At 60.5% G+C, this 26,948-nt stretch carries 22 protein-coding genes; 6 read left to right on the forward strand and 16 right to left on the reverse strand.

Annotation, left to right across the window (positions count from 1 at the left end):
- Positions 1-100: 100 nt before the first annotated feature.
- The 4 genes from K0H47_RS10575 to K0H47_RS10590 form a co-directional block, all read right to left on the reverse strand.
- Positions 101-793, reverse strand: a complete 693-nt coding sequence (locus tag K0H47_RS10575) for a fimbria/pilus periplasmic chaperone (RefSeq protein WP_063030211.1) — start codon at positions 791-793, stop codon at positions 101-103.
- An 86-nt stretch (positions 794-879) separates the two neighbouring features.
- Positions 880-1,434 carry a type 1 fimbrial major subunit FimA gene (gene fimA / locus K0H47_RS10580; protein ID WP_063030212.1) on the reverse strand — a complete coding sequence of 185 codons (555 nt, stop codon included), beginning with the start codon at positions 1,432-1,434 and terminating at the stop codon, positions 880-882.
- Positions 1,435-1,643: 209 nt separating this feature from the next.
- A complete protein-coding gene (treS, locus tag K0H47_RS10585; RefSeq protein WP_219272542.1) occupies positions 1,644-3,713 on the reverse strand; it encodes a maltose alpha-D-glucosyltransferase in 2,070 nt (689 codons plus the stop codon).
- Between the two features lie 122 nt (positions 3,714-3,835).
- Positions 3,836-4,618, reverse strand: coding sequence for an SDR family NAD(P)-dependent oxidoreductase (locus K0H47_RS10590; protein WP_219272544.1), 783 nt, complete (start codon positions 4,616-4,618; stop codon positions 3,836-3,838).
- A gap of 128 nt (positions 4,619-4,746) precedes the next feature.
- Between K0H47_RS10590 and K0H47_RS10595 the strand changes: the two genes are divergently transcribed.
- Positions 4,747-5,895, forward strand: coding sequence for an aldose epimerase family protein (locus tag K0H47_RS10595; RefSeq protein WP_218262852.1), 1,149 nt, complete (start codon positions 4,747-4,749; stop codon positions 5,893-5,895).
- 154 nt (positions 5,896-6,049) lie between these two features.
- On the opposite strand, the gene K0H47_RS10600 is transcribed toward K0H47_RS10595, so the two are convergent.
- From K0H47_RS10600 to K0H47_RS10620, 5 genes are read right to left on the reverse strand one after another with little or no spacing between them, the layout of a single operon-like run.
- A complete protein-coding gene (locus K0H47_RS10600) occupies positions 6,050-7,054 on the reverse strand; it encodes a substrate-binding domain-containing protein (RefSeq protein ID WP_063030218.1) in 1,005 nt (334 codons plus the stop codon).
- Positions 7,055-7,102: 48 nt separating this feature from the next.
- On the reverse strand, positions 7,103-7,978 hold the full coding sequence (locus tag K0H47_RS10605) for an SMP-30/gluconolactonase/LRE family protein (protein WP_063030220.1): 876 nt from the start codon (positions 7,976-7,978) through the stop codon (positions 7,103-7,105).
- Between the two features lie 38 nt (positions 7,979-8,016).
- Positions 8,017-9,597 carry an aldehyde dehydrogenase (NADP(+)) gene (locus K0H47_RS10610; RefSeq protein ID WP_219272545.1) on the reverse strand — a complete coding sequence of 527 codons (1,581 nt, stop codon included), beginning with the start codon at positions 9,595-9,597 and terminating at the stop codon, positions 8,017-8,019.
- An 11-nt stretch (positions 9,598-9,608) separates the two neighbouring features.
- Entirely contained in the window at positions 9,609-10,601 is a 993-nt protein-coding gene (araD1, locus tag K0H47_RS10615; protein WP_219272547.1) for an AraD1 family protein, read from the reverse strand.
- Between the two features lie 21 nt (positions 10,602-10,622).
- Positions 10,623-11,945 (reverse strand): MFS transporter, encoded by a 1,323-nt coding sequence (locus tag K0H47_RS10620; protein ID WP_219272548.1) that lies wholly within the window; start codon positions 11,943-11,945, stop codon positions 10,623-10,625.
- A gap of 192 nt (positions 11,946-12,137) precedes the next feature.
- Between K0H47_RS10620 and K0H47_RS10625 the strand changes: the two genes are divergently transcribed.
- Genes K0H47_RS10625 through K0H47_RS10635 form a run of 3 tightly spaced genes read left to right on the forward strand, consistent with a single transcriptional unit; the run spans position 12,138 to position 15,602 of the window.
- Positions 12,138-13,874, forward strand: coding sequence for an IlvD/Edd family dehydratase (locus tag K0H47_RS10625; RefSeq protein ID WP_017480274.1), 1,737 nt, complete (start codon positions 12,138-12,140; stop codon positions 13,872-13,874).
- Positions 13,875-13,930: 56 nt separating this feature from the next.
- On the forward strand, positions 13,931-14,653 hold the full coding sequence (locus K0H47_RS10630; protein WP_218262848.1) for a FadR/GntR family transcriptional regulator: 723 nt from the start codon (positions 13,931-13,933) through the stop codon (positions 14,651-14,653).
- Between the two features lie 34 nt (positions 14,654-14,687).
- A complete protein-coding gene (locus K0H47_RS10635; protein ID WP_177071876.1) occupies positions 14,688-15,602 on the forward strand; it encodes a LysR family transcriptional regulator in 915 nt (304 codons plus the stop codon).
- On the opposite strand, the gene K0H47_RS10640 is transcribed toward K0H47_RS10635, so the two are convergent.
- The 5 genes from K0H47_RS10640 to K0H47_RS10660 form a co-directional block, all read right to left on the reverse strand.
- Positions 15,595-16,536, reverse strand: a complete 942-nt coding sequence (locus K0H47_RS10640) for a cupin (RefSeq protein ID WP_177025363.1) — start codon at positions 16,534-16,536, stop codon at positions 15,595-15,597. The genes K0H47_RS10635 and K0H47_RS10640 overlap by 8 nt on opposite strands.
- A 139-nt stretch (positions 16,537-16,675) precedes the next feature.
- Positions 16,676-17,788, reverse strand: coding sequence for a porin (locus K0H47_RS10645; protein WP_219272550.1), 1,113 nt, complete (start codon positions 17,786-17,788; stop codon positions 16,676-16,678).
- 138 nt (positions 17,789-17,926) lie between these two features.
- Positions 17,927-20,641: a glycoside hydrolase family 3 C-terminal domain-containing protein gene (locus tag K0H47_RS10650; protein WP_256349212.1), complete on the reverse strand. Its 2,715-nt coding sequence runs from the start codon at positions 20,639-20,641 to the stop codon at positions 17,927-17,929.
- A 22-nt stretch (positions 20,642-20,663) separates the two neighbouring features.
- Complete coding sequence (locus tag K0H47_RS10655; protein ID WP_063030236.1) at positions 20,664-21,950, reverse strand: MFS transporter; 1,287 nt, start codon at positions 21,948-21,950, stop codon at positions 20,664-20,666.
- 15 nt (positions 21,951-21,965) lie between these two features.
- On the reverse strand, positions 21,966-23,144 hold the full coding sequence (locus K0H47_RS10660) for a M20 aminoacylase family protein (RefSeq protein WP_063030238.1): 1,179 nt from the start codon (positions 23,142-23,144) through the stop codon (positions 21,966-21,968).
- 109 nt (positions 23,145-23,253) lie between these two features.
- On the opposite strand from K0H47_RS10660, the gene K0H47_RS10665 reads away from it, so the two are divergent.
- Positions 23,254-24,207 carry a LysR family transcriptional regulator gene (locus K0H47_RS10665; RefSeq protein WP_063030240.1) on the forward strand — a complete coding sequence of 318 codons (954 nt, stop codon included), beginning with the start codon at positions 23,254-23,256 and terminating at the stop codon, positions 24,205-24,207.
- A 401-nt stretch (positions 24,208-24,608) separates the two neighbouring features.
- A complete protein-coding gene (locus tag K0H47_RS10670; protein ID WP_063030242.1) occupies positions 24,609-24,989 on the forward strand; it encodes a RidA family protein in 381 nt (126 codons plus the stop codon).
- On the opposite strand, the gene K0H47_RS10675 is transcribed toward K0H47_RS10670, so the two are convergent.
- Positions 24,990-26,195 carry an EAL domain-containing protein gene (locus K0H47_RS10675; RefSeq protein ID WP_063030244.1) on the reverse strand — a complete coding sequence of 402 codons (1,206 nt, stop codon included), beginning with the start codon at positions 26,193-26,195 and terminating at the stop codon, positions 24,990-24,992. It abuts the gene before it with no gap.
- Between the two features lie 64 nt (positions 26,196-26,259).
- Positions 26,260-26,946, reverse strand: a complete 687-nt coding sequence (locus K0H47_RS10680) for a cysteine hydrolase family protein (protein WP_219272551.1) — start codon at positions 26,944-26,946, stop codon at positions 26,260-26,262.
- Positions 26,947-26,948 lie beyond the last annotated feature (2 nt).

Here is a 26,948-nt window from a genome sequence, read left to right on the forward strand (position 1 = left end):
GGTACGACATAGCCCCTCCCGCACAAAAAAACCGTGCAGGCTCTGGATTGATCCGCCTGATGCAAGATCCATAATCAAGGCTTGATGAGCACAACAGTGTTTACTGAAGAGTTCCCTTCATCACTGCAGTCAATGCGCCGTAATCGTTGATAGTTCGATAATTAAGCGCACTGGCTGTACTTCCAAGCAGGTCGACGGTCACAAAACCCATTGGCGGAACCATGGTATTTGCCAGCGCCTGTGTGCCGGCGTTCAGTTCTGTAATGGTCAGGAAGTAAGGGGTTGGATTAGTAATAAGCAGCGATTTTCCGCTGCGCTTGAACGTCAATTTTGCCGGTGCATCTTCCGGGGAGATGCTGAGGTCGCGTGGGCGATACAGGAGTTTTATCCGGCTGGTAATCGCCAGTTGCAGCGTATTGTCTTTTTGTTGCGCCTTATCTGCAGAAGGGATTGCCTTTACGTTAATCCAGAATAAACTTTCCCGATCTTTTACCAGGCTATTGTTGGTGGCATCGACAATGCGCAACGTATTGTCTTTTTTTCCCTGCATCACAAACAATGGCGGTGTAATGACAAACCTGCCATCTTTCTTGCCATCACTGTTCTCAACCCACGACTGGATAAGGTAGGTGTCTTTGTCATTGTTATTGCTCAAACCCAGCGCCGTCTGTTTCTGATCGGCCGGGTAAATAACGCGCGTCGCACCCAGGGCCACGCCCGCTTCCACGCGATTGGCGAGGAGCACCACCGCCAACGCGAGCAGGGTTCTAATTGTCTTTGCGGTCATCATCATTTTTTCACGTCAATCTTGTAGGCGAACAAAAACCTTGTGCGAAAAGTTGGCCTCCCTGGCCTGCGCACATCCTTGTCAGTTGCTTGTTACTGGTACTGCACTTTGAAGTTTGCGTTGGCGTTGGCAGTACCCGCAGTGGCTACGCCTGTCGCGATGTAACGCGCCTGGAACGGCAAGGTGTTAGTGCCATCATTCAGGGTCAACGGCTCGCTGAACGTAGCGCCGTCGAACGTCAGAGGAGTACCTACGCGGTCCAGTACCTGAACGCCGACGTTGGTGGCAGCGCCGGCAGCGGAGCTTTCCAGTGCCAGTGCTTCGGTGTTGGTAGGATCAGTTACACCGGTGAAGGCGACGGAGGCTTGACTTGAAACCTTGGTATCGCAGTCATTCAACTGGATATTAAAGCCAACAGGGCTGCTGGTCTGGCCGGCCGTGCTCAGTGCTGCGGTTCTTACCTGACCCAGTTGCACGGTCTGGTCAGTAGAACCGGTGTCTACGGCGCAAGCCGCGTTAACAACTTCACCCTGGAAATGGATGGTGCCGCCATTAACGGTTGCATCAATGGTTGCATCGGCGTGAGCCACGCCAACTGCAAGCAAAGAGGCAGCAATTACACTGTTAATCAGATTAATTTTCCGCATAAATCTAAACTCCATATCTTTGGGGATTCCAGTGCTTGGTATAAGACAACTCAAGCACACGAACTATAAATAGATCGTTCAGGAATAAGAATGGAGGGAAGTCCCGCCGGCTCTTGTGAAAGTTCCGGGGTTTAAAACGATAATTCGGCACGCAGGAGAAATTTCCGTACACGTGCCGGGAAGACGTTATTACAACTAGTCACGCACTGTCAGTAGTTCATTGGCGAACTACTCACTACCCGCAGCGCCAAGCCTTCATACGCATCCAGGGTGATGGTGAAATCGCCCTCGGGCGTCAGATCGCCTTCCACCCGCTCATTGATGATGTCCACCACCGGCCCTGGCGCGATATTGGGTAAGTGCAGGGTTTCAGTAATCGGCGTCGCGCCGAAGTTCAGCGCCGTGATCTGGGTGCCTTTACCTGCCGGCAGTTCGTGCACCATGATCAACAGCCCCGGGTGCTGCACATCCGGCACCAGGATCTGGCGGCTGGCGGCGATGTCATAGGCACGGCGCACCGCGAGGATTCTTTGCAACTGCGAGGCAAACGAATCCGGGTCGGCCAATTGGCTGATCAAGCTGCCATACAAGGTTTTCGGACGCGGCATCTGCCCGGCGGATTGCTCCGCATCCGGATTGAGGTCCACCAGGTCATAGGCGCCGCGATGGATCCAGCGTGTGTCGCCATCGAGCATCAAGTGGGCGACCTCCTCCGCGGGTAACGGCAGTGCACCCACCAGGTCCCAGCCCGACAGCGCAAACACCCCCGGTTGCATGGCGTTGTACATCACCAGCAGCAGGTGAATCTGGCGGATCTGTTGGATATCCGCCGGGGTAATCGCTTCAAGGTCACGAATGCCCAATGCCGCCGTGATGATGCTGGCGGTGGTGCAGGACACGCCATTGGTCACGAACTTCAGGTTATAGGGCGCGTGTTCGCCCGTCAGGCGTTCGTACATCTGCTCGCGGATATGCTCGCGCAGGATGCCGCCGGGAAAGGTCTGCCCCTGATAGAGGTAGGTGTCATGGGCGTGCAACGTCCAGAAGTGCACCAGTTCCAGGGTCAGCTCGTCATGGTTCTGCAAGGCATGGATCAGCGAGCCGGGGTCGATGCCCAGGGTGTGCATCTCCCGCAGCATCAGGCGCAGGAATTCGGTGTCGCCCATCAGTAAGGCGTGCTGATACGCCGGCCGGGTGATGAAGTCGTAGGACAGGTCGGCGCCGCCGTGGGACATGGCGGCGATGTCGTCCACCGTCAGGTTCAGCTCCTGGAAACTGAAACCGCCCGCCTTGCGAATCGCGCCCCCCAGGATCTGGTTGCCGGTGATGGACAGCGGATGGCTTTCAGACCAGGCGTTACCTTCCAGTTTACGTTCCACACCGAGGAAACCGTTGGCATCCAGGCGCAGGATTTTCGCGCCCATCACGTCGATGGCGTGCAAGGCGTCGCCAATGATCATCTGCTGCGCGGCGAAGGTCGGGTCCAGCCAGTTCAGCGATGGCTGCCCTTCCTTGAAGTAATGCAGGTACACCCAGCGCCGGGGCTTGCCATCTACGCCCATCACCACATCGGTGGCGCTCCAGTCGGTTTCCTTGACTCCGGGTTCGAAGAAGATAACCCGTTGCAACTGGCCGACGATGTAGTGCTTGTCCCTCAGTACGTCGACCTGCTGCGGGCTGAGGTTCTGCGCATCGCGGCCCTCGCTGATGTCGGGCAGCAGTGGCCAGTCTTCTTCGCGGATCTCCACCATGTGGTAGAGCCCGGGATAGTCTTCGTAGGCCATCTCGGCCAGGCGGAAGTCCGCGCCCTTGCCGGTGTGGGACGGGATCACGTCGTCGATGATTACCGCGTTGTGCGCGGCGGCCATGCGGGCCAGCGCCTGAAGCTGGGCTTCGGTGCCCAGTTGCGGGTCGATGTCGAAGCTGATGCGGTCGAAATTGCCATCAATGGTGGGGGTGTGCTCGGTGCCGGAAAGACCGCCCGAGCGTTTCAATGGGCCGTTGTGAATGCCCTGGATGCCGATTTTTGACAGCGCGTGCCACAAGGTTTCATCCCCCAGGGCCTCCAGTACGCTGCCGTTCTCGCGGGTGACGATGGACGCCGGGTAGGCCGTGAACCACACCGACGACAGGGCTGAAGCATCACGGGGCCGGGTATGGGCATACGGCTGTTGCCACAACCGGCCCTGCCCCGAGTAGAGCTTGGCGCGCTGCTTCGCAGCCTGCAGCATCGATTGTTCCACCAGCCAGGCCACATGTTTCTTATCGGCGTCCGTCATAAATCAATCACCTGAACCCATGAAGTAGTCGGTTGCGGTGGCTGCATGTGAACCACCGTTCGTTACTGTATGAGGCCCCGGGCGACGATTCGTTGCATCCGGGATGGCGACCCTTCCCCGGCCTAGACCCAGCCACCGTCCACAATGAAGTTCTGGGCGGTGCACATCGCCGACACATCAGACGCCAGGAACAGCGCCATATTGGCGATATGTTCCGGCTGCACACTGCCCGGCAGGCACTGGCTGCGGGCGATCAATTCCCGGGCCGCGTCATCCACCCACATCGCCAGTTGTTTCTCGGTCATCACCCAGCCCGGCACCAGCGTATTGACCCTGATCCGGCTCGGGCCCAGCTCCCGCGCCAGGGCCCGGGTCATGCCGTGGGCAGCGGCTTTGCTGGCGGCGTAGACCGGGTAGCCGCTGGAAGCCATCATCCAGCCAATGGAGCCCAGGTTGATGATCGACCCACCGCCGGCGGCCTTCATCATCGGCACCACGGCCCGGGCCGCAAAAAAAGCGTGTTTAAGGTTGACCGAAATCAGTTGGTCGAACCGCTCTGAATCGATTTCATCCAGGGTGTGCCGAACGTCGTTGGCGGCATTGTTCACCAGCACGTCGATCGGCCCCAGGCTTTGCGCCAGGCACGCTATCGCGGCCTTGTAAGCGATCTCGTCGGTGATATCGCAATGGGCGAATTCGACGGCATGCCCCTCGGCCGACAGGATGGCCGCCAAGCGGTCGCCCTGCCCTTGCGCCCGGTCCACGAACGCGACCTTGGCCCCCTGACGTGCGAAGGCACGCACCATCGACTCGCCGATCCCGGAAGCACCACCGGAGATCAACACGGTTTTATCCCGCAGGTCCGGGTACATCGCTTGGGCGCCGGGCTGTTTTGCAGTGTTCATGGGGCAGTCACTCCGCTGTATTTAGTCTTATTTTATATTGCATATTTCGCGATATTGGCTATAAATCAGCCTTGCAGCCGAATAAATAGTAGAACTATTTAATTAACAACAATAAAGGTAGCTCAGTCATGCGGCAATCCCGATTCCTGCTTACCGGCCTCGGCCTCTCCCTGGCGATGGCCAGCCTTGGCGCTCAGGCGGCTGGCCTGTCCAGCGAACACAAACCCTTCGGCAAAACCAATGACGGCACCGCCGTCGAGCAGTACGTGTTGCGCAACAGCCATGGCGTACAAGCCACGGTGATCACCTACGGCGCTGTGTTGCAGTCGCTTAAGGTACCGGACAAACACGGCCAGTTCGCCGACGTGGTACTGGGCTTCGATGACGTCCAGGGCTACCAGGCCGGCACCGCGTTCTTTGGTGCGACCATCGGCCGTTTTGGCAACCGCCTGGCCAAGGGCAGCTTTGAACTGGACGGCAAACGCTATCAAGTGCCCCTCAACGATGGGCCGAACTCGCTGCATGGCGGCCCGCAGGGTTTCGACAAGCACGTGTGGAAAGCCCAGCCGGTCAAGCAAGATGACTCTGTGGGCGTGACCCTGAGCTACCTGTCGAAAGATGGCGAGATGGGTTTTCCCGGCAACCTGAAAGTGGATGTTACCTATAGCCTCAACGACAAAAACGAACTGCACATCGACTACAAGGCCACCACCGACAAACCCACGGTGCTGAACCTCACCAACCACAGTTACTTCAACCTCGCCGGCGCCGGTAAAGGTGACGTGCTCAAGCAGCTGGCCACCTTGCACGCCAGCCATTACACACCGGTCAACAGCACCTTGATTCCCACCGGTGAACTGGCCCCGGTGGCCGGTACACCGATGGACTTTCTCAAGCCCACCGCCATCGGCCAGCACATCAAGGACGATCATCCCCAACTGAAATTCGCCGAGCCGAAACAAGGCGGCTTTGACTTCAACTGGGTGCTGGATGCCAAGGGTGATATCGGCAAACTGGCCGCCGACGTTCGTGACCCGCAGTCCGGTCGGCGCTTGCAGCTGTATACCAGCGAGCCTGGCGTGCAGTTCTATACCGGCAACTTCCTCGACGGGACAATCAAGGGCAAGGGTGGCAAGCCTTACGCCCACTGGAGCGCGTTCACCCTGGAAACCCAGCATTTTCCCGACGGCCCCAACCAGCCGAGCTTCCCCTCTACCCGTCTCGATCCGGGCCAGACCTACACCCAGAATACCGTGCTGAAATTCTCTGCTGACTAACCCTGTGGGAGCTGTCGAGCTTTAGCGAGGCTGCGATGACGTCGGCACTATCAATATCCAAGGTGACTGACCCACCGCTATCGCAGCCTCGCTGAAGCTCGACAGCTCCCACAATACCGGCGTTAACAGGGCTGCCGGGAAACGTCAGCGGCCATCAGTTCCACAAACCGATCTTTTCCAGCTCCTGCTTGAAGTTCTCGCGGGTGATCAGCGTCACCTCGTCCATCGCGGTGTACTTCGGCGGCTCCTTACCCGTAGTGACCCACTCGAACATCATGCTCGCGGTGTTGTAGCCCTCGATGTGCGGGCTGGGCAGCATGGAGCCGAAGAAGCCGCTGTTTGCTTTCTTCAATTCGCCGATGGCGTCGGTGCCGTTGATGCCGATACCGATGACATTCGCAGCGGCAAAGCCGGCGCTTTCGGTGGCGCGCACGCCGCCGAGCACCGTGTTGTCATTCATGCCGCCGATGATCAGGTTTTTCGCGCCGCTGGGCAGTTTCACCAGTGCCGAGTTAGTGGCGTCCATGCTGCCGGGGACGTCGAGGGTCTTGAGGGCTGCATACAGGATGTGGTCGTCCGGAATACCCGCGGCCTTCAGGGATTTGACTGAGCCGTCGGTGCGCTTTTTGCCGGTGTCGAGTTCGTTGTAGGTGTTGATCACGGCATAGGTGTCTTTCCAGTCCCAGCCGCGTTTTTTCGCTTCCGTGGCCATGGCACTGCCCTGCTTCTCACCCACTTCAAAGGCGGCCATGCCCAGATACGGCACGTCTTCCATGAAGTTGCCCTTGGCGTCCACAAACCGGTCATCCACGGCGATCACTTTCAAGCCATTGGCTTTGGCCTTGGCCATGATGGCCGGGCCGAGGGACACGTCCGGCGGGCAAATCACAAAACCCTTGGCGCCGTTGGCCGCCAGGCTGTCGATGGCCGAGAGGGTTTTCTCGCCGTCGGGTACAGCAATCTTGATCACTTCAAAGCCCTTGTCCTTGCCGGCCTTTTCGGCGAAGGCCCATTCGGTCTGGAACCAGGGCTCTTCGGCCTGCTTGACCAGAAAGCCGATCTTCACCGGCTCGGCCGCCAGCAACAGGCTGCTCAGGCTGACGGCGGATACCGCCACAGCGGCGCAGCACAGGGAACGGATACCACGACGACGATTCATAGGGTGACTCCTTGTTGTTGTATTTGAATGCGTTAAACAGCCTGTTGGTTATCCTGCAAAGCGGTGACAGATTTTCCCCGGCACATCGACCTCGATCGCCAGCACCGCGCCGTCCAGCGGGTGATTCAGCGGGCTGGCGGCACTGGTGATGTACAAGGTCTTGAGGTCCGGGCCTGCGAACACGCAACTGGTGGGACGACTGACCGGCAGCTCGATCACTCGGTCGACTTCACCGCCCGGCGTCAAGCGCAGCAGGCAACTGCCGTCCCAGCGGGCGTTCCAGATATAGCCTTCGGCGTCCATGGCCGAACCGTCCGGGCCACCCCGGGAGTGAGGCCCGAACCAGACCTGCGCGGGTTCAAGCTGACCATCGTCGGTGATCGCGTGCCGATACAACGTGCCGTCCAGGCTGTCGCCGAAATGCACATGGGTAGCGGCGTCGTTCCACAGCAAGGTGTTGGGAATCCCCAGGCCTTGCAGCAACGGCGTGACCTGCCCGTCGGCATCGACCCGGAACAGGCCGCCGGAACGCTGCAGCACCGGCAAATCTTCACCGTGCGCGCCGATGTTGTTCTGCATGGTGCCCAGCCACAGCCGGCCCTGGGCATCGCAACGGGCTTCGTTGGCACGGTTGCCCGGTTGCGGATCGGCGACGCAGAGCAAGGTCAGGCGTGGATCCCTCGGCGCCGAATCGAGGTCGAGGCGATACACGCCACTGCTCAGGGTCACCAGCGCATCACCACTGGCACACGGGATAAACGCCGACACAGGCTCAGGCAGTTGCCAGGTGTGCAGTTGCCCGTCTTTCAGGCGTAACGCCTGCTGGCCGATGATATCCACCCAATACAGCGCCTGGCCCTGCTCGTCCCAGAACGGGCCTTCGCCCAGCCGAGCGCGGTGCGGTGTGACGGCATTCCACGACATGAAACCTCCTGCTTTCTTGTTGTTTTCAGGTGGCACGGTTACAGCGCGTCGCGCGACGGCTGCCCATCTACCAGACGCTGAATGCGCAACGGGTTGGCATTCTTCAGCGCGTCGGGGAGCAGGCTATCAGGGTAATTCTGGAAGCACACCGGTCGCAGGAAACGCTCGATCGCCAGGGTGCCCACCGAGGTGCCACGGGCATCGGATGTCGCCGGATACGGTCCACCGTGGACCATCGCGTCACACACCTCGACGCCGGTGGGATAACCGTTGAGCAGGATGCGGCCGACCTTTTGTTCCAGCAGCGGCGTCAACTCGCCGAACTGGGTGAAATCTGCCGGCTCGCCAATGATCGTCGCCGTCAATTGGCCGTGCAGGCCGTGCAACGCGGCACTCAATTGCGCCTGATCGGCGACTTCCACGAACACGGTGGTGGGGCCGAACACTTCTTCCTGCAGCGCTTCATCGCCGTTGATCAACAGGCTGGCATCCGCTTTGAACAGCTGTGGCTGCGCCTGATTGCCGGCTTGCGCCTGGCCCGCCAGGTGCTCGATGCCAGCGTGGGCGAGCAGCGTGTGCAGGCCTTTGCCGTAGCTGCTCAAGGTGCCGGCATTGAGCATGGTTTGCGCCGGCTGGTCGCCGATCAGTTGGGCGACCTGTTGGGTGAAGGCAGTGAACGCTGGCGACGCAATCCCGATCACCAGACCCGGGTTCGTGCAGAACTGGCCGCACCCTTGCACCACCGACGCCACCAGATCGCGGGCGATGGTATCTGCCCGGGTTTGCAGAGCCAGGGGCAAGACGATCACCGGGTTGATGCTGGACATCTCGGCGAACACCGGGATCGGTTGCGGACGTGCGGCCGCCATATCACACAGGGCCCGGCCACCCTTGAGCGAGCCGGTGAAACCCACGGCGCGGATTGCCGGGTGCTTGACCAGTGCTTCACCCACCCCGCCGCCGAAGATCATATTGAACACGCCGTCGGGCATGCCGGTGCTCTGCGCCGCCCGCATGATCGCATCGGCCACCCGCTCGGCAGTGGCCATGTGGCCGCTGTGGGCCTTGAACACCACCGGGCAGCCGGCCGCCAGCGCGGCGGCGGTGTCGCCACCGGCAGTGGAAAAGGCCAAGGGAAAATTACTCGCCCCAAACACGGCGACCGGGCCGAGACCGATGCGGTACTGGCGCAAATCCGGGCGTGGCAAAGGCTGGCGATCCGGCAGCGCCAGATCGATCCGCGCCCCGTAGAAATCACCGCGCCGCAGCACCTTGGCGAACAGCCGCATCTGGCCGCTGGTACGGCCGCGTTCGCCCTGGATACGCCCGGCGGGCAACGCCGTTTCGCGGCAGACCAAGGCGATAAAGTCATCGCCAAGGACGTCCAGCTCATCGGCTATCGCCTCCAGGAACGACGCACGATGCTGCGCGCTCAGGCTGCGATAAACCGGGTAAGCCGCTGCTGCGGCGTTGGCTGCCGCGTCGACTTCCTGCGCCGTCGCCTGGTAGAAGTCATAGGGCAACGCTTCGCCGGTAGTGGCGTCGACGCTGTGCAGCGTGACGCTACCGGAGGCGCTGCGCTGGCCGCCGATGTAGTTGTGGCCGTAAATCCGGGTCATGCCTGTCTCCTTCAAAGGGTGCCTATGCCGCCAGGTGCGACGCCGCCATTGGCCACGGCAATGCCGTTGATCAAGGGCGCGCCGAATTCGGCCTGGCTGATTTCAAACACATCGCCTGGCTGGGTACGAATGCCGTCGGCAAACGACAAGGTTGCGGTGCCGAAAAAGTGGATATGCACGTCACCTGGGCGCAGGAACTGGGTGTATTTGAAATGGTGATATTCAAGGTTCTCGAGGCTGTGGCACATGTTGGCTTCGCCACTGAGGAATTCGTGCTGCCACAGCACCTCGCCGTCGCGCAGGATGCGGCTGGTGCCCGCCAGGTGCTGGGGCAGTTCACCCAGGCGCAACTCGGGACCAAAGCTGCAACTGCGCAGTTTGGAGTGGGCCAGGTACAGGTAATTCTTGCGCTCCATCACGTGGTCGGAAAACTCGTTGCCCACCGCGTAGCCCAGGCGATACGGCTTGCTGTCGTGACCAATTACGTACAGCCCGGCAATCTCCGGCTCTTCACCGGCGTCTTCGGCAAACGCCGGCCACGGGAATGGCTGGCCCGGGCGCACCACGATGCTGCCGTCGCCTTTGTAGAACCACTCCGGTTGTACACCGGTCTGGCCAGAAGCCGGTTTGCCGCCCTCCACGCCCCATTTGAAGATGCGCATGCTGTCGGTCATCGCGCTTTCGTCACTGGCGTTCTGGTGCATCTTGTCCCGCGCCGCCGCACTGCCCAAGTGAGTCAAGCCGGTACCGCTGACCAGCGTGTGCGCCGGGTCCGGGTGATCCAGCGGTGGCAGGATCTTGTGCCCGGCCAGCAGTTCGGCGTAGTCGTGGCTCTCGCCCAGGCCGAGGTGATCTATTTGCTGTTGCAAGGTGACGCCGGCCTCGATGGCGGCAAGTGCCAGGTCACGTACCGTGCGTGCGGCGCGCACCTCGCGTACCTGATCACCCTCGACCACGCCCACCCGGCGTTCGCCGTTGCTCAATTCAAACTGCACTAAACCCATGAGTCTTCTCCTGATTGCCAATTAAGTACGCGTGGCGCCACGGGCGCTGGCGGCGAACTGGTCCGGCGGCAGTACGTGCTTGCGCTCCAACAGCCGATAGACCACAGCCGTCAGCACCACCCCGAACAGCATCACGCACGCCAGGAAGTACAAGCCCGATGCGAGGTTGCCGGTGTACTCCTTGAGGGCGCCGATCACGAACGGCCCGATGTAGCCGCCGAGGTTGCCCACCGAGTTGATCAAGGCGATGCCCGCCGCCGCACTCGCGCCGGCAAAGAAACGTCCCGGCAAGGTCCAGAACACCGCCGTGCAGGAGAACAGCGCGAACGCCACCAGGCACAGCGCTGCCAGTTGCCACAGCGGCGCTGTCAGCCAGGCGCTGAGGAACAGGCCGATGGCGCCCAACACGTAGAGCACGGCGAGGTGGCCGTAGCGATCATTCAGGCGATCGGAACTGCGCGGGACGATCAGTAAACCGATGATCCCGAAGATGTAGGGCACCGCCGACACGAACCCGGTGGTCAGGTCGCTGCCGCCGAACTGCTTGATCAACGTCGGCAGCCACAGGCCCAGGCCATAAATGCTCAAGGTCATCGGCAGGTAGAACAGCGCCAGCAGCAACACACGTTTGTCCTTCAGCGCATGCAGCGGGTTGCCGTGCCGGGTCTGGCCGTAGGCCTGCAGGTCTTTGGCCAGCTCGCCGGTGAGCCAGTCCTTCTCGGCCTGGTCCATCCATTTGACCTGTTGCGGGCCGTCCGGCAGATAACGCAGCACCGGCCAGGTCAGCAGGATCGCCGGGGTGCCGATGACGATGAACAACCACTGCCAGCCGTGCAGGCCGAGAATCCCGTCCATGCCGAGCAAACCGCCCGCCACCGGGCCGGTGATCATCATGGCGATGGGCTGGGACAGGATGAACAACCCGAGGATCTTGCCGCGGTGGCGCACCGGGAACCATTGGGTGATGTAGTAGAGGACACCCGGGAAGAACCCGGCTTCGGCGGCGCCCAGCAGAAAGCGCATCACATAGAAACTGTGGGGACCCTGGACGAACGCCATGCCGATGGTGATGGCGCCCCAGGTGACCATGATCCGCGCGAACCAGCGCCGCGCGCCGAAACGGTCGAGCATCAGGTTGCTGGGGATTTCCAGAAGGAAGTAGCCAATGAAGAACAGCCCTGCCCCCAGTCCATAAGCCGCATCGCCGATGCCGACATCCGCGCCCATGTGCAACTTGGCGAAGCCCACGGCCGAGCGGTCCACGTAGGCAATCAGGTACAGCAAGATCAGGAAGGGAATCAGTTTCAGCGTGATGCGACGTATCAGCCGCTGTTCCTGGCTCATGTGAGCAGTCTCCGATTGTTATTTTTATAGAGCATTGCGGGTCGCCTCTCGCGGAAATCCGCCAGGGCCAAGCCTCGTTGAATCGGACTATATAGTATTACTATTTAATCAACAACACTTCCAAAGCGTCGAATTTACGCCTATGTTAAGCCAGGATTAGATCAATATAGTCTTACAATAAGAGAGTCGACCATGTCCGAGAAAAAGCCCGTCCTGCGCTCCGCCAGCTGGTTTGGTACCGCCGATAAAAACGGCTTCATGTACCGCAGCTGGATGAAAAATCAGGGGATTGCCGATCATCAGTTCCATGGCAAACCGATCATCGGGATCTGCAACACCTGGTCGGAACTGACGCCCTGCAACGCGCACTTCCGCCAGATTGCCGAGCATGTGAAGCGTGGGGTGATTGAAGCGGGTGGCTTTCCCGTGGAGTTTCCGGTGTTCTCCAACGGCGAATCGAACCTGCGCCCCACCGCCATGCTCACCCGCAACCTGGCCAGCATGGACGTGGAGGAAGCCATTCGCGGTAACCCCATCGACGGCGTGGTGCTGCTGACCGGCTGTGACAAAACCACCCCGGCGCTATTGATGGGTGCCGCCAGTTGCGACGTGCCGGCAATCGTTGTCACCGGCGGGCCGATGCTCAACGGCAAGCACAAGGGCCAGGACATAGGCTCGGGCACCGTGGTGTGGCAGCTCAGCGAACAGGTCAAGGCGGGCACCATCACCCTCGACGATTTCCTCGCGGCCGAAGGCGGCATGTCCCGCTCGGCAGGCACCTGCAACACCATGGGCACCGCCTCGACCATGGCGTGCATGGCCGAAGCACTCGGCACTTCCCTGCCCCACAATGCGGCGATTCCGGCGGTGGATGCGCGGCGTTATGTACTGGCGCACATGTCCGGCATGCGTGCGGTGGAGATGGTGCGTGAAGACTTGAAACTGTCGAAGATCCTGACCAAGGAGGCGTTCGAAAACGCGATCCGCGTCAACGCAGCCATTGGCGGCTCAACCAACGCGGTGATTCACCTGAAAGCCATCGCCGGGCGTATCGGCGTCGAGCTCGACCTGGACGACTGGACCCGCATGGGCCGTGGCATGCCGACCATCGTCGACCTGCAACCGTCCGGGCGCTTCCTGATGGAAGAGTTCTACTACGCCGGCGGCCTGCCGGCGGTGCTGCGCCGCCTCGGTGAAGCCAACCTGATCCCGCATCCGAACGCGTTGACCGTCAACGGTAAGTCCCTGGGCGAAAACACCCGGGAAGCGCCGATCTACGGCCAGGACGAAGTGATCCGTACCCTCGACAACCCGATCCGCGCCGACGGTGGCATTTGTGTGCTGCGGGGCAACCTCGCGCCACTGGGTGCGGTACTCAAGCCTTCGGCCGCCAGCCCCGAGCTGATGCAGCACCGCGGGCGCGCCGTGGTGTTCGAGAACTTCGACATGTACAAGGAACGCATCAATGACCCGGAACTGGACGTGGATGCCAACTCGATCCTGGTGATGAAAAACTGCGGGCCCAAGGGTTATCCGGGCATGGCGGAAGTCGGCAATATGGGCTTGCCCGCCAAACTGCTGGCCCAGGGTGTGACCGACATGGTGCGGATTTCCGATGCACGCATGAGCGGCACGGCCTACGGCACCGTGGTGCTGCATGTGGCACCGGAAGCGGCGGCCGGCGGCCCATTGGCCACGGTCAAGGAAGGCGACTGGATCGAGCTCGATTGCGCCAATGGCCGCCTGCACCTGGACATCCCGGACGCCGAACTGGCAGCGCGCATGGCCGACCTTGCTCCGCCCCAACAGCTGATTGTCGGGGGCTACCGCCAGTTGTACATCGACCACGTACTGCAGGCAGACCAGGGCTGCGACTTCGACTTCCTGGTGGGCTGCCGTGGTGCGGAAGTGCCGCGTCATTCCCACTAATTGGGACGGGAGCAATGCTATGATGCCGCCTATTTCGCCAGAGTAGCCTCCCTGTTATGGATCAGCAGCCGACCAAGCCGCGCAAGAGCATGCACGCCCAAATCGTTCAGGACTTGGGCATGCACATCGTTTCCGGACGCTTCAAGCCGGAAGAACGATTGCCCATGGAGGCCACCTTGTGTGAGGAGTACAAGGTCAGCCGCTCGGTATTGCGTGAGGCGACTCGGGTGCTGAGCGCCAAGGGTCTGGTGATTTCCAAGCCCAAGGTCGGCGCCGTGGTGCGCCCTCGGGTGCAGTGGCACTTGCTGGACCCGGACGTGCTGTCCTGGCTGATGCAGTCGACGCCTCACAGCGAGTTTTTCAACACCCTGGCCGGTGTACGTCGGATCCTCGAGCCGGAAATCGCCGCTATGGCCGCGACCACCGCCACCGACGCCGACATCGCCATCATCGAAAAAGCCTACCTCGGCATGGAAACCGCGAATACCCACGACGCGCTGTTGCAGGCCGACCTGGACTTCCACCGCGCGATTGCCGATGCGACCCGCAACGACTTGCTGGCCTACATGTGCAACATGCTGTCGCTGCCACTTCGCGAGTCCATCAACATCACCAACCGCCGCCCCGACATCCAGGGCCTCAGCCTGCCCCGGCACAAGGCGATTCTCACGGCGATCAAGAACCGTGACGCCCTCGGCGCGCGGCATGCCTCCCTGGTGCAACTGGACGATACCCGGGTGGCGCTGGACACCGTGATGAATGTGCTGACGCCGTTGTAGGCCAGGCAACCCACCGTCAAGATCGAGGCCGCCCTTGGATTACTTCGCTGCGTTAACCGCCTTTGTCGAAGCCGCCGAGGGCAATAACTTCTCCCGCGCCGCCGACCGGCTTGGCATCAAGGCCTCCACGGTTTCCCGTTACGTGAAGGACCTTGAACAGGACCTCGGCATCGCCCTGTTCAACCGCTCTACCCGCACGCTGCACCTGACTGAGGGTGGCCAGACGTTTCTGATGCACGCACGCCGGGTACTGGATGAACTCGAACAAGCCAAGGCCGCCACCTCCGCGCTGAACGAACAGCCACGGGGCGTACTCAAGCTCAACCTGCCGCCCGCCTTTGCCCGTCACCATATCCTCCCCACGTTGAATGCCTTCCTGGCCCGCTACCCGCAGATCAAGCTGGAACTGGTGCTGGACGACAGCCACGTCAATCTGATTCATGCCGGTGCGGACTTGGCGATCCGTATTGGAACCCTGGCGGATTCCACCTTGAAGGCACGCAAGATCTGCGATGAGCGCTACCGGCTGGTGGCCAGCCCGGGGTTTTGCCGGGAATATCCGGCGCCCTCCGTTCCTTCGGGACTGGCGGCGCTACCGGTGATTCTGGGGAGAGATATCGCGGCGGATATCGCGTTTGCCAACAGGCATGAGGTGTCGCCGCTGTTGCATAAAGACGCTATCCGCATCAACGACCTCGACGCACAGCTGATCGCCGCACAACAAGGCCTGGGGTTTGCCTTGCTGCCTGACTGGCTGGTGGCCAAGGCTGTTGAAGCCGGCGAGTTGGTGGTGTGGTTGCCGGAGTGGACTGTCCGGATCGCCGGCCGCGAACCGGCGGTGTGGTTCGTCTATCCACCCAAGCGGATCGTGTCTTCCAAAGTGCGGTGCTTCATCGACTTTATCGTCGAGCAGCTGGGCGAAACACCGCACTGGAAACGTCTCAACTGAAGCGGATATCCAGCGACCGCAGATAGGTTTGCAGCCCGGCGTCCTGGATCGGAATCAGGAAGGCTTCCGTATCGGACTCGTTGAAGTGAGCATGCCAGTAGCCTGGCGGGGTGACGAACGCCAGGCCCGGCGACCAGTCGACCCGCACCGGGTTGCGGATCTGCCCATCGGCGTCCAGTTCGGTGCCCACCAGCGAGTAGCAACCTTGTGGGCAATCGATGATGAAATCCAACGCAATCGACTGGTGCCGATGAGGCTTTTGAATCGACCCGGCCGGCAGGATGCCGTACATCGCCCACAGCACATGGGTCACGGTTCGGGTCTGCGGGAAGTTGCGATTGCCCAGCAGGATGCTGATACGGCTGCGGTCCTGGGCGCGGGGATCATCGGCCGCTTCACGCAGCTTTGCGTTGGCCAGTTCTGCGGGATACAGCGTCGGTACGAAGCGATCGGTACTGCGGGTCACACCCAGGTAACGCAACAGCGGCTCATCGTGGACGTAGTACAGGCGCGCATCCTCAGAGGCACTGAACTGCGCTTGCTGCAGGCCTGGCAGCGCGATGAAGCAGCCTTTGGTCCAGTCGATGCGGTGCTCGCCCTGGACCACACTGCCCTCCCCGGCGATGACATAAAACACCTGTGAGGTGGCGTTGGGTTGCAGCTCCAGCGTGTCGCCTGCGTTCAGGCGCATGAAGTTCGCACACAGCCCCGGCCCGGTCGCCGGGCCTTCGCAGCCCAGTGCCTCGCTGAGGTCCAGCGGGACCACCCGGGACGGTCCGCTGTCATACAGCGAGGCCGGAAAGCTGTGGTAGGGAATGCGAGTGATCAGGTTGGCGCTGATGGGGTTGGCGGCCTTGCTGTATTCGAAGTACTCGGCGTCGAGCAGGTGCAGGGGTTGGGTATCGGTCACATCAGGCTTGAATTCGCTATTCATTATGATCACCTCAATCTACGGCTGGATTTCGCAACGCTCCGTGGGGCGCTGCGGCGGTGAGAGGACTATAGGCACTGTACGGCAGTGGATTAACCCCCCAAGTCGCACAGCAGTTGTGCGACCAGGGGCAGGTAGATTGTTAAAAGTAGTACTTGGCGACCAACTCATACTCATCCTGCCCCGTATAGTCGCCTTGCTTGTTCCTGGCCATATCGAACTTCCTCTCCAGGCCGATCGCCAAAGTGTCATGCAAGGTGATCAGGGCAAAACCGGCCACCGAGTAGCCGCTGCGCCCTGAGCTGTTCTTGTCCGAGAACAGGTTGATCCCGCCATACGCGTTGAAGAATCCCAGCTCGCCCATTTCCGGAAACGAATAGCTGCTGTAGGACTCCAGTGCCTTAGCCTCGCGATAACCACTGGCGGTGGGTGCTGATGCATTCAGGTTGCGGTACTCGCCGTAAACCACCGCGTGATACCAGGGCGCATTGGTGTAGGTCACCCCCGACAACCAGCCTTCGACATTCGGGTGCCGGGTGTTGAGTTGAGCGTGGCCGTCCAGTGAACGCTCGCTCATTTCGGTGTAGCCGTAGGCCAGGCGCAATGACCAATTATCTGCCGGGCGCCAGACAGTACCCACCTGGTACAGCGCATCGCGGGAGCTGTCGACGAATTTTCCGGCGCCCACGCTGCTGGGGTTGACGGAGTTGTGTACCGGGCCGGTGCCCAGGCCATACATCACGCCAAATTCGAAATCGTCGCTTCTTACCCGGTAATACAGGGTTTTGTTCGGCCGGGAGAAGCCCAGCAACTGGTTGCCGCCATAACCATTGAACGTGCCCTGCCCTTTTGTGCCGTAGCCCAAATACCAGTCGGTGATCGAACCCACCATGTCGAAGGTCAGGGACTTTTGCTGCCCGTAGCTCAGTTGCCCCCAGCGCGCATTGCGTACGAACACATACTGGAAACGCTTGGTCTGGGCGGCGGTGCCGTCGTAGTAGAACGGGTCGTAGGCCCATTCCTGACGCATGCCCACGGCCCACTGCGAGTCGAGCTGGTGGGTGTAGATCATGTTGATGCGGTGGCCGATGCTGCCGGTGTGACGGCCCTGGATGTAGACCTTGTCGTTTGACGCGAAAATGCCCTGGGCGTGCAGCTCCAACCGGTCACTGTCGGTCTTGATCAGGTCGATGGCCATGGCTGGCTGCACGCTGCACAGCGCCAGGAAGCACGCCAGGATAAAACGATGACGCACGCAAAAGCCTTGTCCAGTTGGACGAACAGAGAAATTCATCGGTGAAAGCTCCCGCTGCGCCACCAGGCAATGGCGCAGACGTTCAAGAGGTAGGTGACGCTAAAGCCTGGATATTTTTATTTTTATGGGGTGTAACGGTCAGAACGAGACGGCGTGGCTGGCCTTCACGTTGTCCGACGCACTGGCGAGTTTCAAGGTGCGCTTGCCTCGCGGCAGCTCCCAGGATTGGGTCTTCACCGCCCAGTACTGGAGCTTGCGCAGCGGCACGGTGATGGACACCTCCCGAGTCTCCCCGGCCTTGAGGCTGACCCGATCAAACCCGACCAGGGTCTGCGGCGCGAACTCGGCACCTTCGACCTTGTGTTGCGGTGCACTCAGGTACAGCTGCGGTACTTCATCTCCCGCAACGCCACCACTGTTGGTCAGTTTGAAATCAACCTTGAGGTCGCCATTGCCCAGGCGATAGGTTTGCAGCGCGCTGTAATCAAAGCGGCTATAGGACAACCCATAACCGAATGGGAACAGCGGTGCCTTATGCTGCGACTCAAACCAGCGGTAGCCGATATTGACGCCCTCGGTGTAACGGACCACGCCATCCAGTTGCTGGCCACGCTCGGGGTACTTGGGATCGGTGGCGGGATAGTCCTGCAGGCTGCGGGCCCAGGTAAACGGCAGGCGGCCTGCGGGGTTGCTGCGGCCGGTGAGGATGTTCGCAGTCGCAGGGCCGCCTTCATCACCTGTCCACCACATCTGCACCAGGCCCTTGACCTTGTCCAGCCATGGCAACGCGACCGGGCTGCTGGTGTTGAGCACCACTACGAGATTGGGATTGATCGCGGCGATTTCTTCGATCAGTTTGTCCTGGTCGCCCGGCAGGCCAAACTGTGGGTCGGTACGCGCCCAGGCAAAAAATACGACCTTCTTCGCGCTGCGGGCAGCAGCCAGCGCCTGCGCCCGGTTGGCTTCACGCATGGCCGGCGTGACCCACGCCAGGCGTACTTGAACCGGTGCACCAGACGTGTCGTTATAGGTGCTGACTTCAATCAGATGTTCGCCACGGCTGAGCTTGGCCATGCGCCGCACGTTGTTGAGCCCATCGGTGGTTGGCATCAGGGCATCCTGCCCCGGATGCACCACATCACCGTGCAGGGCGTTTTTCAACGAGCTGCTTTCACCGATGATTTTCCCGTCGACCTTCAGCACGGCACCGGCGCCAAGCATGTGCAGGTTGAGGTTGTAGTCGCCTTCCTGGTCGATGGTCAGGTGGGTTTTCCAGCTTGGCAAGGTGTTTGCCGCCAGGGCATTCGCGCCAGTGAACTGCAGTTGATTGTCACGCTGGTTCTGCCCCTCCTCGACTCTAACCCAACCTGGCTTGCCATCGAACGAAACCCGGTCTGCCGGAATCACGACGCCGGTCATGTCATTGGCCACCGTCACGCTGATCGCGGCATTCGGTTCGATTGCCTTTAGTGCATTGGCCGGCCCGACTTGTAGCTGCGGCATACCGATCGCGTGCTCGGCTGAGACGCCTAGCGCAACCGGCTGGACAGCGCCCGGGCCGATCATCGCCACGCCCGTGAGGTCGTCCTTCGATAGCGGCAGTACGTTGTCCTGGTTTTTCAGCAGCACCGCCGAATGCTCACTGGTGCGGCGCACGATGGCGGACAACCCGGGAACCATCGGGGTCGACTGTGGCTGGTGGCTGCCCTTGTCCAACAGGCCGAAACGCTCCATCTGCCCGAGCACGCGCCTGGCGGCCTTGTCGATGTCCTGTTCCCTGACGGTTTTATCCCGCAGGGCTTCAAACAGGTTGCTCGGCTTCTCGTCGTTGGGGAATTGCCCCAGCAGCACGTTTGGCCTCTGGCCGACCATCCACTCCTCCGGCATGGGCCGAGCGAAGACCTTTTTCATGCTACCCATGGACGTGTGCAGCGCAGGCTGTTGCTGCTCGGTGTTGTCGTAGTAGGAACGCATGATGTCCCAGAATGGGTGCTGTTCATCGATGCGCCCGGGCATCTCCATGTCCATGCCCCGCTTGATGTATTGCGCACTGTGCACGCCGCCCCAGTCAGAGGTGACAAAGCCCTTGAAGCCCATCTGCTTGCGCAGCACCTGTTCCAGCAATTGTTCGTTGCCGCAGGCGAATTCGCCGTTGAGCTTGTTGTAGGAGCACATGATTGACGCTACGCCGGCGTCAACGGCATCCTGGAACGGAGCAAGGTACACCTCGTGCAAGGCTTGCTCGGGGATGCTCACGTCAAAGCCGGTCATGTCGTAGCCGACCAGGTGCTTGGCTTGCGCCATCACGCCCTGGCCCTGGATGCCCTTGATCAATCCAGCGCCCATGCTGCCGGTCAGTAGCGGGTCTTCGCCATAGGTGTTCCAGCCGCGCCGAAAGCCCGAGTCGCGGAACATGTTGATGAAGGGCTCCAGCGCCACGTCGATGCCCAAGCGCTTTGCTTCCTCGCCAATCACCGTGCCGTTATCAAAGGCATCCTGTTTGCTGAAGGTGGCGGCCAGGCCCATGGTCGAGGTGGGAATGATCGAGGCCTTGCGGGTCAGGATACCGGGTGGCCCGTCTGCCATGCGCAGGGCTGGCACGCCGAGGCGCGGTACGCCCGGCAGGTAGCCGGCCTGGCCCTGGTTGGTAGCATCCGCTTCGGTCATGCCGCGGATCAGGTTGAACTTGTCGTCCAGGGTCATCTTTTTCAGCAGGGCATCCACCCGGGCCTCATCGGTTTCCCTGGCCATGGACGGCCCCGCCAGGGTTGAACACAACACCGCCGCTGCCAGCGTCGACAGTCGGAAAAAACCAGGGCGTACGCGCCCGTACCGCGTTATTGAGGTAGTCATGAAAAGCTCCGTTACTTCTGGGTTAACGTTGAGTGGGTTCTTTGACAAGCGCCAGGCCCAGCAGGGAAACCAGCCCGCACACAATCAGGTAGAACGCCGGGGCGCTGGGGTTGCCGGTAAGTGAGATCAGCAGCGTGCAGAAGAACTGCGCAAAGCCGCCGAAAATGATGCTGGCCAGGGCATAGGTCACCGAGAGGCCTGTCGCCCGGACCTGGGCGGGGAAAATTTCGGCAAGCAACACCAGCGACGGCACGGTATTGCACACCAGCAACGCCGCCAGGGTACTCGCCACAATCACCAGCGCGGGCAAAGTGGGCGAGTGCTGCAACAGCACGAACGCAGGGTAGATCAACAGCAACAAGGCCAGCCGCGACCAGAAAATCATGCGCTTGCGCCCCCAGCGATCACAGGCTCGGCCGGAAGCCACCGCCAGCGCCACTTGCACGGCACCCGCTGCGCAGCCGGTCCAGATCCCGGCAGACAGCGGCAGGTGTAACTGGGCCACGGCAAAATTCGAGAGGTAATGCAGGATTACATAGGAGGCCGAAGTGCCGCCGATGGCGATCAGGATTCCGGCGACCAACGCACGTTTATGCTCGCCCCAGCTCAAGCGATGGCTGACGTCGTGCTTCACCTGGTCACTTTCCTGCAGGTGCCGGCGCATATACGAGCCCACCGGGATCACCAGCAGCCCGATCACAAATGGCAGACGCCAGCCCCAGGCCATGACCTGTTCCTCGGTCAGGGCGTAGTTCACGCTCAGGCCCACCACTGCACCGAGCAACACGCTCAGGCCTTGGCTGAAGAATTGCCAACTGGTGAAGTAACCTCGTTCGTGGCTGTCAGCTTTTTCCATCAGGTAAGTCGTCGACGCGCCGACCTCGCCGCCAATCGCGAAGCCTTGCAGCAGTCGGGCAAACACGATCAGCAATGGCGCGGCGATACCTATCTGGCCGTAGGTGGGCGTCAGCACAAAAATCAGCGAACCGATGGCCATCAGCCAAAGGGTCAATATCATCGCGGCCTTGCGCCCTACCCGGTCGGCATACTGGCCGAGCAAAATGCTGCCCAACGGGCGCATGAAAAAACCGATGCCATAGGTGGCGAACGCCAGCAGCAGTTGGTTTGAGCCTTCCATGGGAAAGAACTGCTTGCCGATCACCGTGGCGAAAAAGCTGTAGACCGTGAAGTCGTAGAACTCCAGGCCATTGCCGATGGTGACGGCGGCGATGTTGTTTTTCCTGCCGGGCTGGGCCGGTGCCGATGTGCGCGCAGACACGGCGGACGCTTCAGATAAAGTAGTTTCCATGATCGGGTCCGGGCCTCAATTGACAGCAGCAGTGTGCTTGAGCATTTTTTCCACCAGCTTGACCCAGTAGGACGCACCGACCAAAAGGCACTGGTCGTTGAAGTCGAATTTGGGATGGTGACACATGACGTTCTCCGCACTGTCGCCATTGCCGATGATCAGGTAGGAGCCCGGGCATTTTGCCAACATAAAGGCGAAGTCTTCGCTGCCCGTGAGCGGGCGCATATTCTCGATCAGGCCGTCTTCCCCGCACCATTCCAGAGCTGCACTGCGGGCCAGTTCCGTCTCCGCCTCATCATTGACCAGTACCGGGTAACGCCGGTTGTAATGCACGTCTGCGTTGCCACCGTAACTCTGTGCGATGTGCTGCGCCAGGGTAGTAATGCGGGTTTGCAACAGGTCGCGAGTGTCTGCTCGCAACGACCGAACGCTGACCAGCAGCTTGGCGGATGCCGGGATCACATTCGCAGCGGAACCTGCATGAATAGAGCCAACGCTGACGATTGCGGTATCCAGTGGGTCGATATTGCGCGATACCACACTTTGCAGGCACAAGGTCAAAGTAGCCGCGATCACTACCGGATCCACTGTCTTGTGGGGCACTGCTCCATGCCCTCCCACGCCGTTCAGGGTGATCGTCGCCGTGTCGGATGAGGCCATGAACGGCCCGGCGAGAAAGCCCAGCTTGCCCGGGGGGTAGCCCGGCATATTGTGCATGGCGAAGATCGCATCGCACGGAAACAGCTCAAACAAACCCTGTTCGACCATTTCACGGGCGCCGCCCAGGCCTTCTTCCGCCGGCTGGAAGATCACGTTCAGGGTGCCGCTGAAGCGCCGGGTGTTAGCCAATACCCTGGCCGCTGCCAGCAGCGTTGCGGTGTGACCGTCATGGCCGCAGGCGTGCATCTTGCCGGGTTGGGTGCTGGCGTATTCCAGGCCGGTTTCCTCGGCAATTGGCAGCGCATCCATGTCGGCCCGTAAACCGATGCGCGGACCATCACCGTTGCACAACTGCCCGACTACACCGGTGCCCGCCAACCCGCGATGCACCTCAAAGCCCCACTCCTCGAGTTTTTGCGCCACAAGGTCACTGGTTGCAAACTCTTCGAAGCCCAATTCCGGATGCGCGTGGATAGCGTGCCTGATGGCTATCATCTCGTCCTGAATCTGCTCGATCTCTGCCAGAATCTTCATTTTTGTTGTCTCCTCAGACTCGATATTGGGCAGATTCTGACCCGTATTGACAGAATGAAAAGACAACCTTTAGGCTCGATGACAACATTTAGTTGTCATTAGGGTCGACATGAAAACCAACCAGTTCACCGCCTTGGTCGCCGTCGCCGAAACCGGGAGCATCCGCAGTGCGGCCAAATCAGTCGGGCTGACCCAAGCGGCAATCACCCGCACCCTGCGCGACCTTGAGCAGCAGCAAGGGGTGGAACTGCTGGAGCGCACCCACACCGGCGTGCGGTTTACCGAGGCTGGCAAAAGCCTGCTGCACCATGCGCGCCTGATACTCAGCGAGATCGAGAAAGCCAAGGCCGACTTGAACCTGATCCGCAGCGGGCAGGCCGAACGACTGCGCATCGCCATCGCGCCCTTTATCAACTTCACCTTTTTGCCGGAATGCCTGAGCCTCTATCAGCAACAGTATCCCCATGTCTTCCTGGAAGTGTTCGAGGGGTTGCACGGTATTTCCGTGCCGCAGTTGCGGGATGGCTATCTGGATTTCGCGCTGATCCAGGCAAGTAACTTCATCACTGAAAACGAGTTCTCGATCGAACCGTTGTTTTCCTATCAGGCCCATGTGGTGGGGCGTAACGATCACCCACTGCGACACTCCGGCTCTATCGATGAACTGAATGCCATGAAATGGCTGGCCAATTACCCACCTTCGCTGCACAACACCTTTATCAGCGACCTGAACCGCGAGTTTCGCTTGTCACCGCCACCCAGCCACGTGGTGAGCGTGCACTCGGCGGGGATTCTGCTGCCGGTGCTACTGCAGACGGATTCGCTGACGGTGCTGCCGGACCTGCTGCTCAAGTCCGAGTGTTTTGCCGATGCGGTGGCGCCGTTGAGTGCGTTCAAGGGTTCAAAATCGAGGATCCTCGGGGTGGTCAGCCGCCGAGGTAACGTGCGCAGCAAGGCTGCCACTGCGTTCGTTGCCGTGTTGAAGCAGGTGATCAAGCAGCACGCCAGGAGGCCAGGCTCACCGTTCAGCGAGATGCTGTCACCGAAGGATCTGTTCTATTAAATCGCCTATGGTTAGTTGGCTCTTAATAACTATCAAAGTGCCACTTTGTAAAAGATTAAATATATCTACATCCAGCGCCCATAAAAAAACCGCCGCAGAGACTGCGGCGGCAAACCAAAGGATGTTGTCGAAGCAGAGCGGCTAAGACAGGGTTGAAACTACAGCAACGTGCGCGTATGCACAGTGAATTTTAATTAATCGAGTTTAATCAGTCGTGCACCTGTGCATGCAACTATTGGCAATTAAACTATCCACGAAAACAACAGGTTAGTTAAACAAACACGGTTGATCGTGGACTTCCGTTTTACTTTGCTGTTTCGCCGAAAAGGCTCAGGTTTGCCCCGGGCCTTTTTTTCGGGGACCATATCGGCCTTCTTTCTGACGTCATCCAAGGGAATCCCATGGCCAACAACGACCTCGCCTTCACCCCCGACCTCGACCCTGACTCCATCTCCTCCGACGTCATCGGCTTCAACGGCATCCTCGTCTCCACGCAAATCCCTACCCGCGCCGACGGCAGCCTGGAGCTTGGCGATATCACCCTGCAAAGCGAATGCACTCTGCAAGCCCTGAAGGTTGCGCTGGAACGCGCCGGCAGTTCGATTGACCGGGTCATGCATTTGACCATCTACCTGACCGACATGGCCGACCGCGCCGCTTTCAATGAAGTCTACAAGCGCTACTTCGCCAAGCCTTGGCCGGTGCGTGCGGCGGTTGGTGTTGCCGCCCTGGCCGTCGAAGGCATGCGGGTTGAAGTCACTGCGATGGCCGCCAAGGGCTGATCAGGAGCGTCGTTCAATATTCGACGCCGCCGGTAGCCAGCGCAGCAGATCCACATCATTCATGGGCCGGGCGAACAGGTAGCCCTGCCCTTGAGTGCATCCCATCGCGAGCAACGACTCGCGCTGCTCCTCCGTCTCGATGCCTTCCACTACAACGGACATCCCCAGGGTTTCCCCCAATGCCAGGGTACTGCTGACGATTGCCTGGCAGCGCGGTTCGTGGAGCAAGGTGCGGATAAACTCCCCGTCGAGCTTGATCTCGTTGAACGGCAACTGGCACAGGCGCTGCAACGACGAGAAGCCTGCACCAAAGTCGTCGATGGACAACTTGCAGCCCATCATGCGCAGGCGCACCAGGGTTTCCAGGCTGGTGGCCGGGGCTTCCAGCAGGCCACTTTCGGTGAGTTCGAAGGTCACGCTGGCAGGTGCCGTCTGGTGCAGCGAGAGGATGCCCTTGATCACTGCGGTCAGGTTGCTGTTGGTCAACTGGCTGGCATTCAGGTTGAACGACAGGTCAAGCGCCAGCCCGGCGTTTTTCGCCAGTCGCTGCAGGCTCAGGGCCTGGTTCATCTGCATGAACAACAGCGTATCCAGCAAGCCGCAGCGCTCCAGCACCGGCATGAACACGGCCGGCGACAGGATGCCGCGCAACGGGTGCACCCAGCGGGTCAGCACCTCTACGCCGCAGACGTCATCGGTATGCAGGTCGACCTTGGGCTGGTACCAGGCCTGCAGTTGCTGTTCGTTGAGGGCCCACCGCACTTCTTCATCGCTGGCCAGGCGTACCGATGCAGCCTTGGGTGGCGCGACACCAGGGCCACTGGAGCGCTTTTTTAGCAGGGTCTCCAGGGCGTGGGCCTGCAACGGCTTGCCGACGTCACCGAGCATTTCCAGGCCCAGCAACGAAACGATCTGCTGCACCGTGCGGCGCACATCGGCCGACAGTGAGCTGCTGATAATCACCGAGCCGACCAGTCCCGAGTGCCCCACCTGCTGAAGAAACTCCAGGCCATCCATGCCGTCCATGCACAGGTCGCACAGGGCAATATCCACCCCGCCCACCTGTTGCAGCACCGTCAGCGCCTGCACACCGTCTGCGGCCTCGAATACCTCGTGGCAACCCAGTTGGCGCAGCAGGCTCACTGCGACGGCACGTTGAAAAGGATGATCCTCGAGTACCAGCACGCGTATGGGAAAACTCGTCATTGAAGTCGGCTCATCTGAAAGGAATAAGGTCGCCCGGGTATGACGCCGGGCGTGTCGCAGCGGTTTAGAGCACGGGCAACTTGACGATTTGCTCGGTGGTCATCACATCGCCGAAGGTGTCCTCGACTTCGGCCAGTGCCGATTGATGCAAGGCGTCCTTGTCGACGCTTTGGCCATTGAGACCGGTGATCGCACGGGTGGCAGAAGCATCGGAAGCAACGATCACGTTGAAACCCAGTGGCGCTGCATCACGGGCGGCACCGGCGACACAGGCGTGGGTCATCAGGCCGCTGATGATCAGCGTGTTGATCCCGGCCTTGCTCAGTTGTGTGGCCAGGTCGGTGCTGGCGAACACGCTTACGGTGTTCTTCTGCACCACGTGGTCCTGAGGGCGTGGCTGCATGTCCTTGTGGAACTTTACGGTCTCGCCATCAATGGCGAATACCGCAGCGCCGGCCGGCGACACGTGCTGCACGTGGTAGACCGGGATCTTGTGGCTGTCGGCGTAGTTGATCAGCTCGCGGGTTTTCGCCAGGGCACTGGCGCCATCCGGGATTGGCATGCGCCCGGTGAAGTATTCGTTCTGGAAGTCGATCACGATCAGCGCGGTCTTGGCGGCCGGCAATTGCTTGATCTGCTCGGCACCCGACATGGCGCGGATGGTCGGGTGATCGTTGGCAATAGCAGCACCGCTGGCAACCACGGTGGAGAGCACGCAAGCGGCCATGAAGCGACGGGTAAAACGTTGCATGG

Source organism: Pseudomonas sp. Xaverov 83 (assembly GCF_019352905.1).
Classification (GTDB): Bacteria; Pseudomonadota; Gammaproteobacteria; order Pseudomonadales; family Pseudomonadaceae; genus Aquipseudomonas; species Aquipseudomonas yamanorum.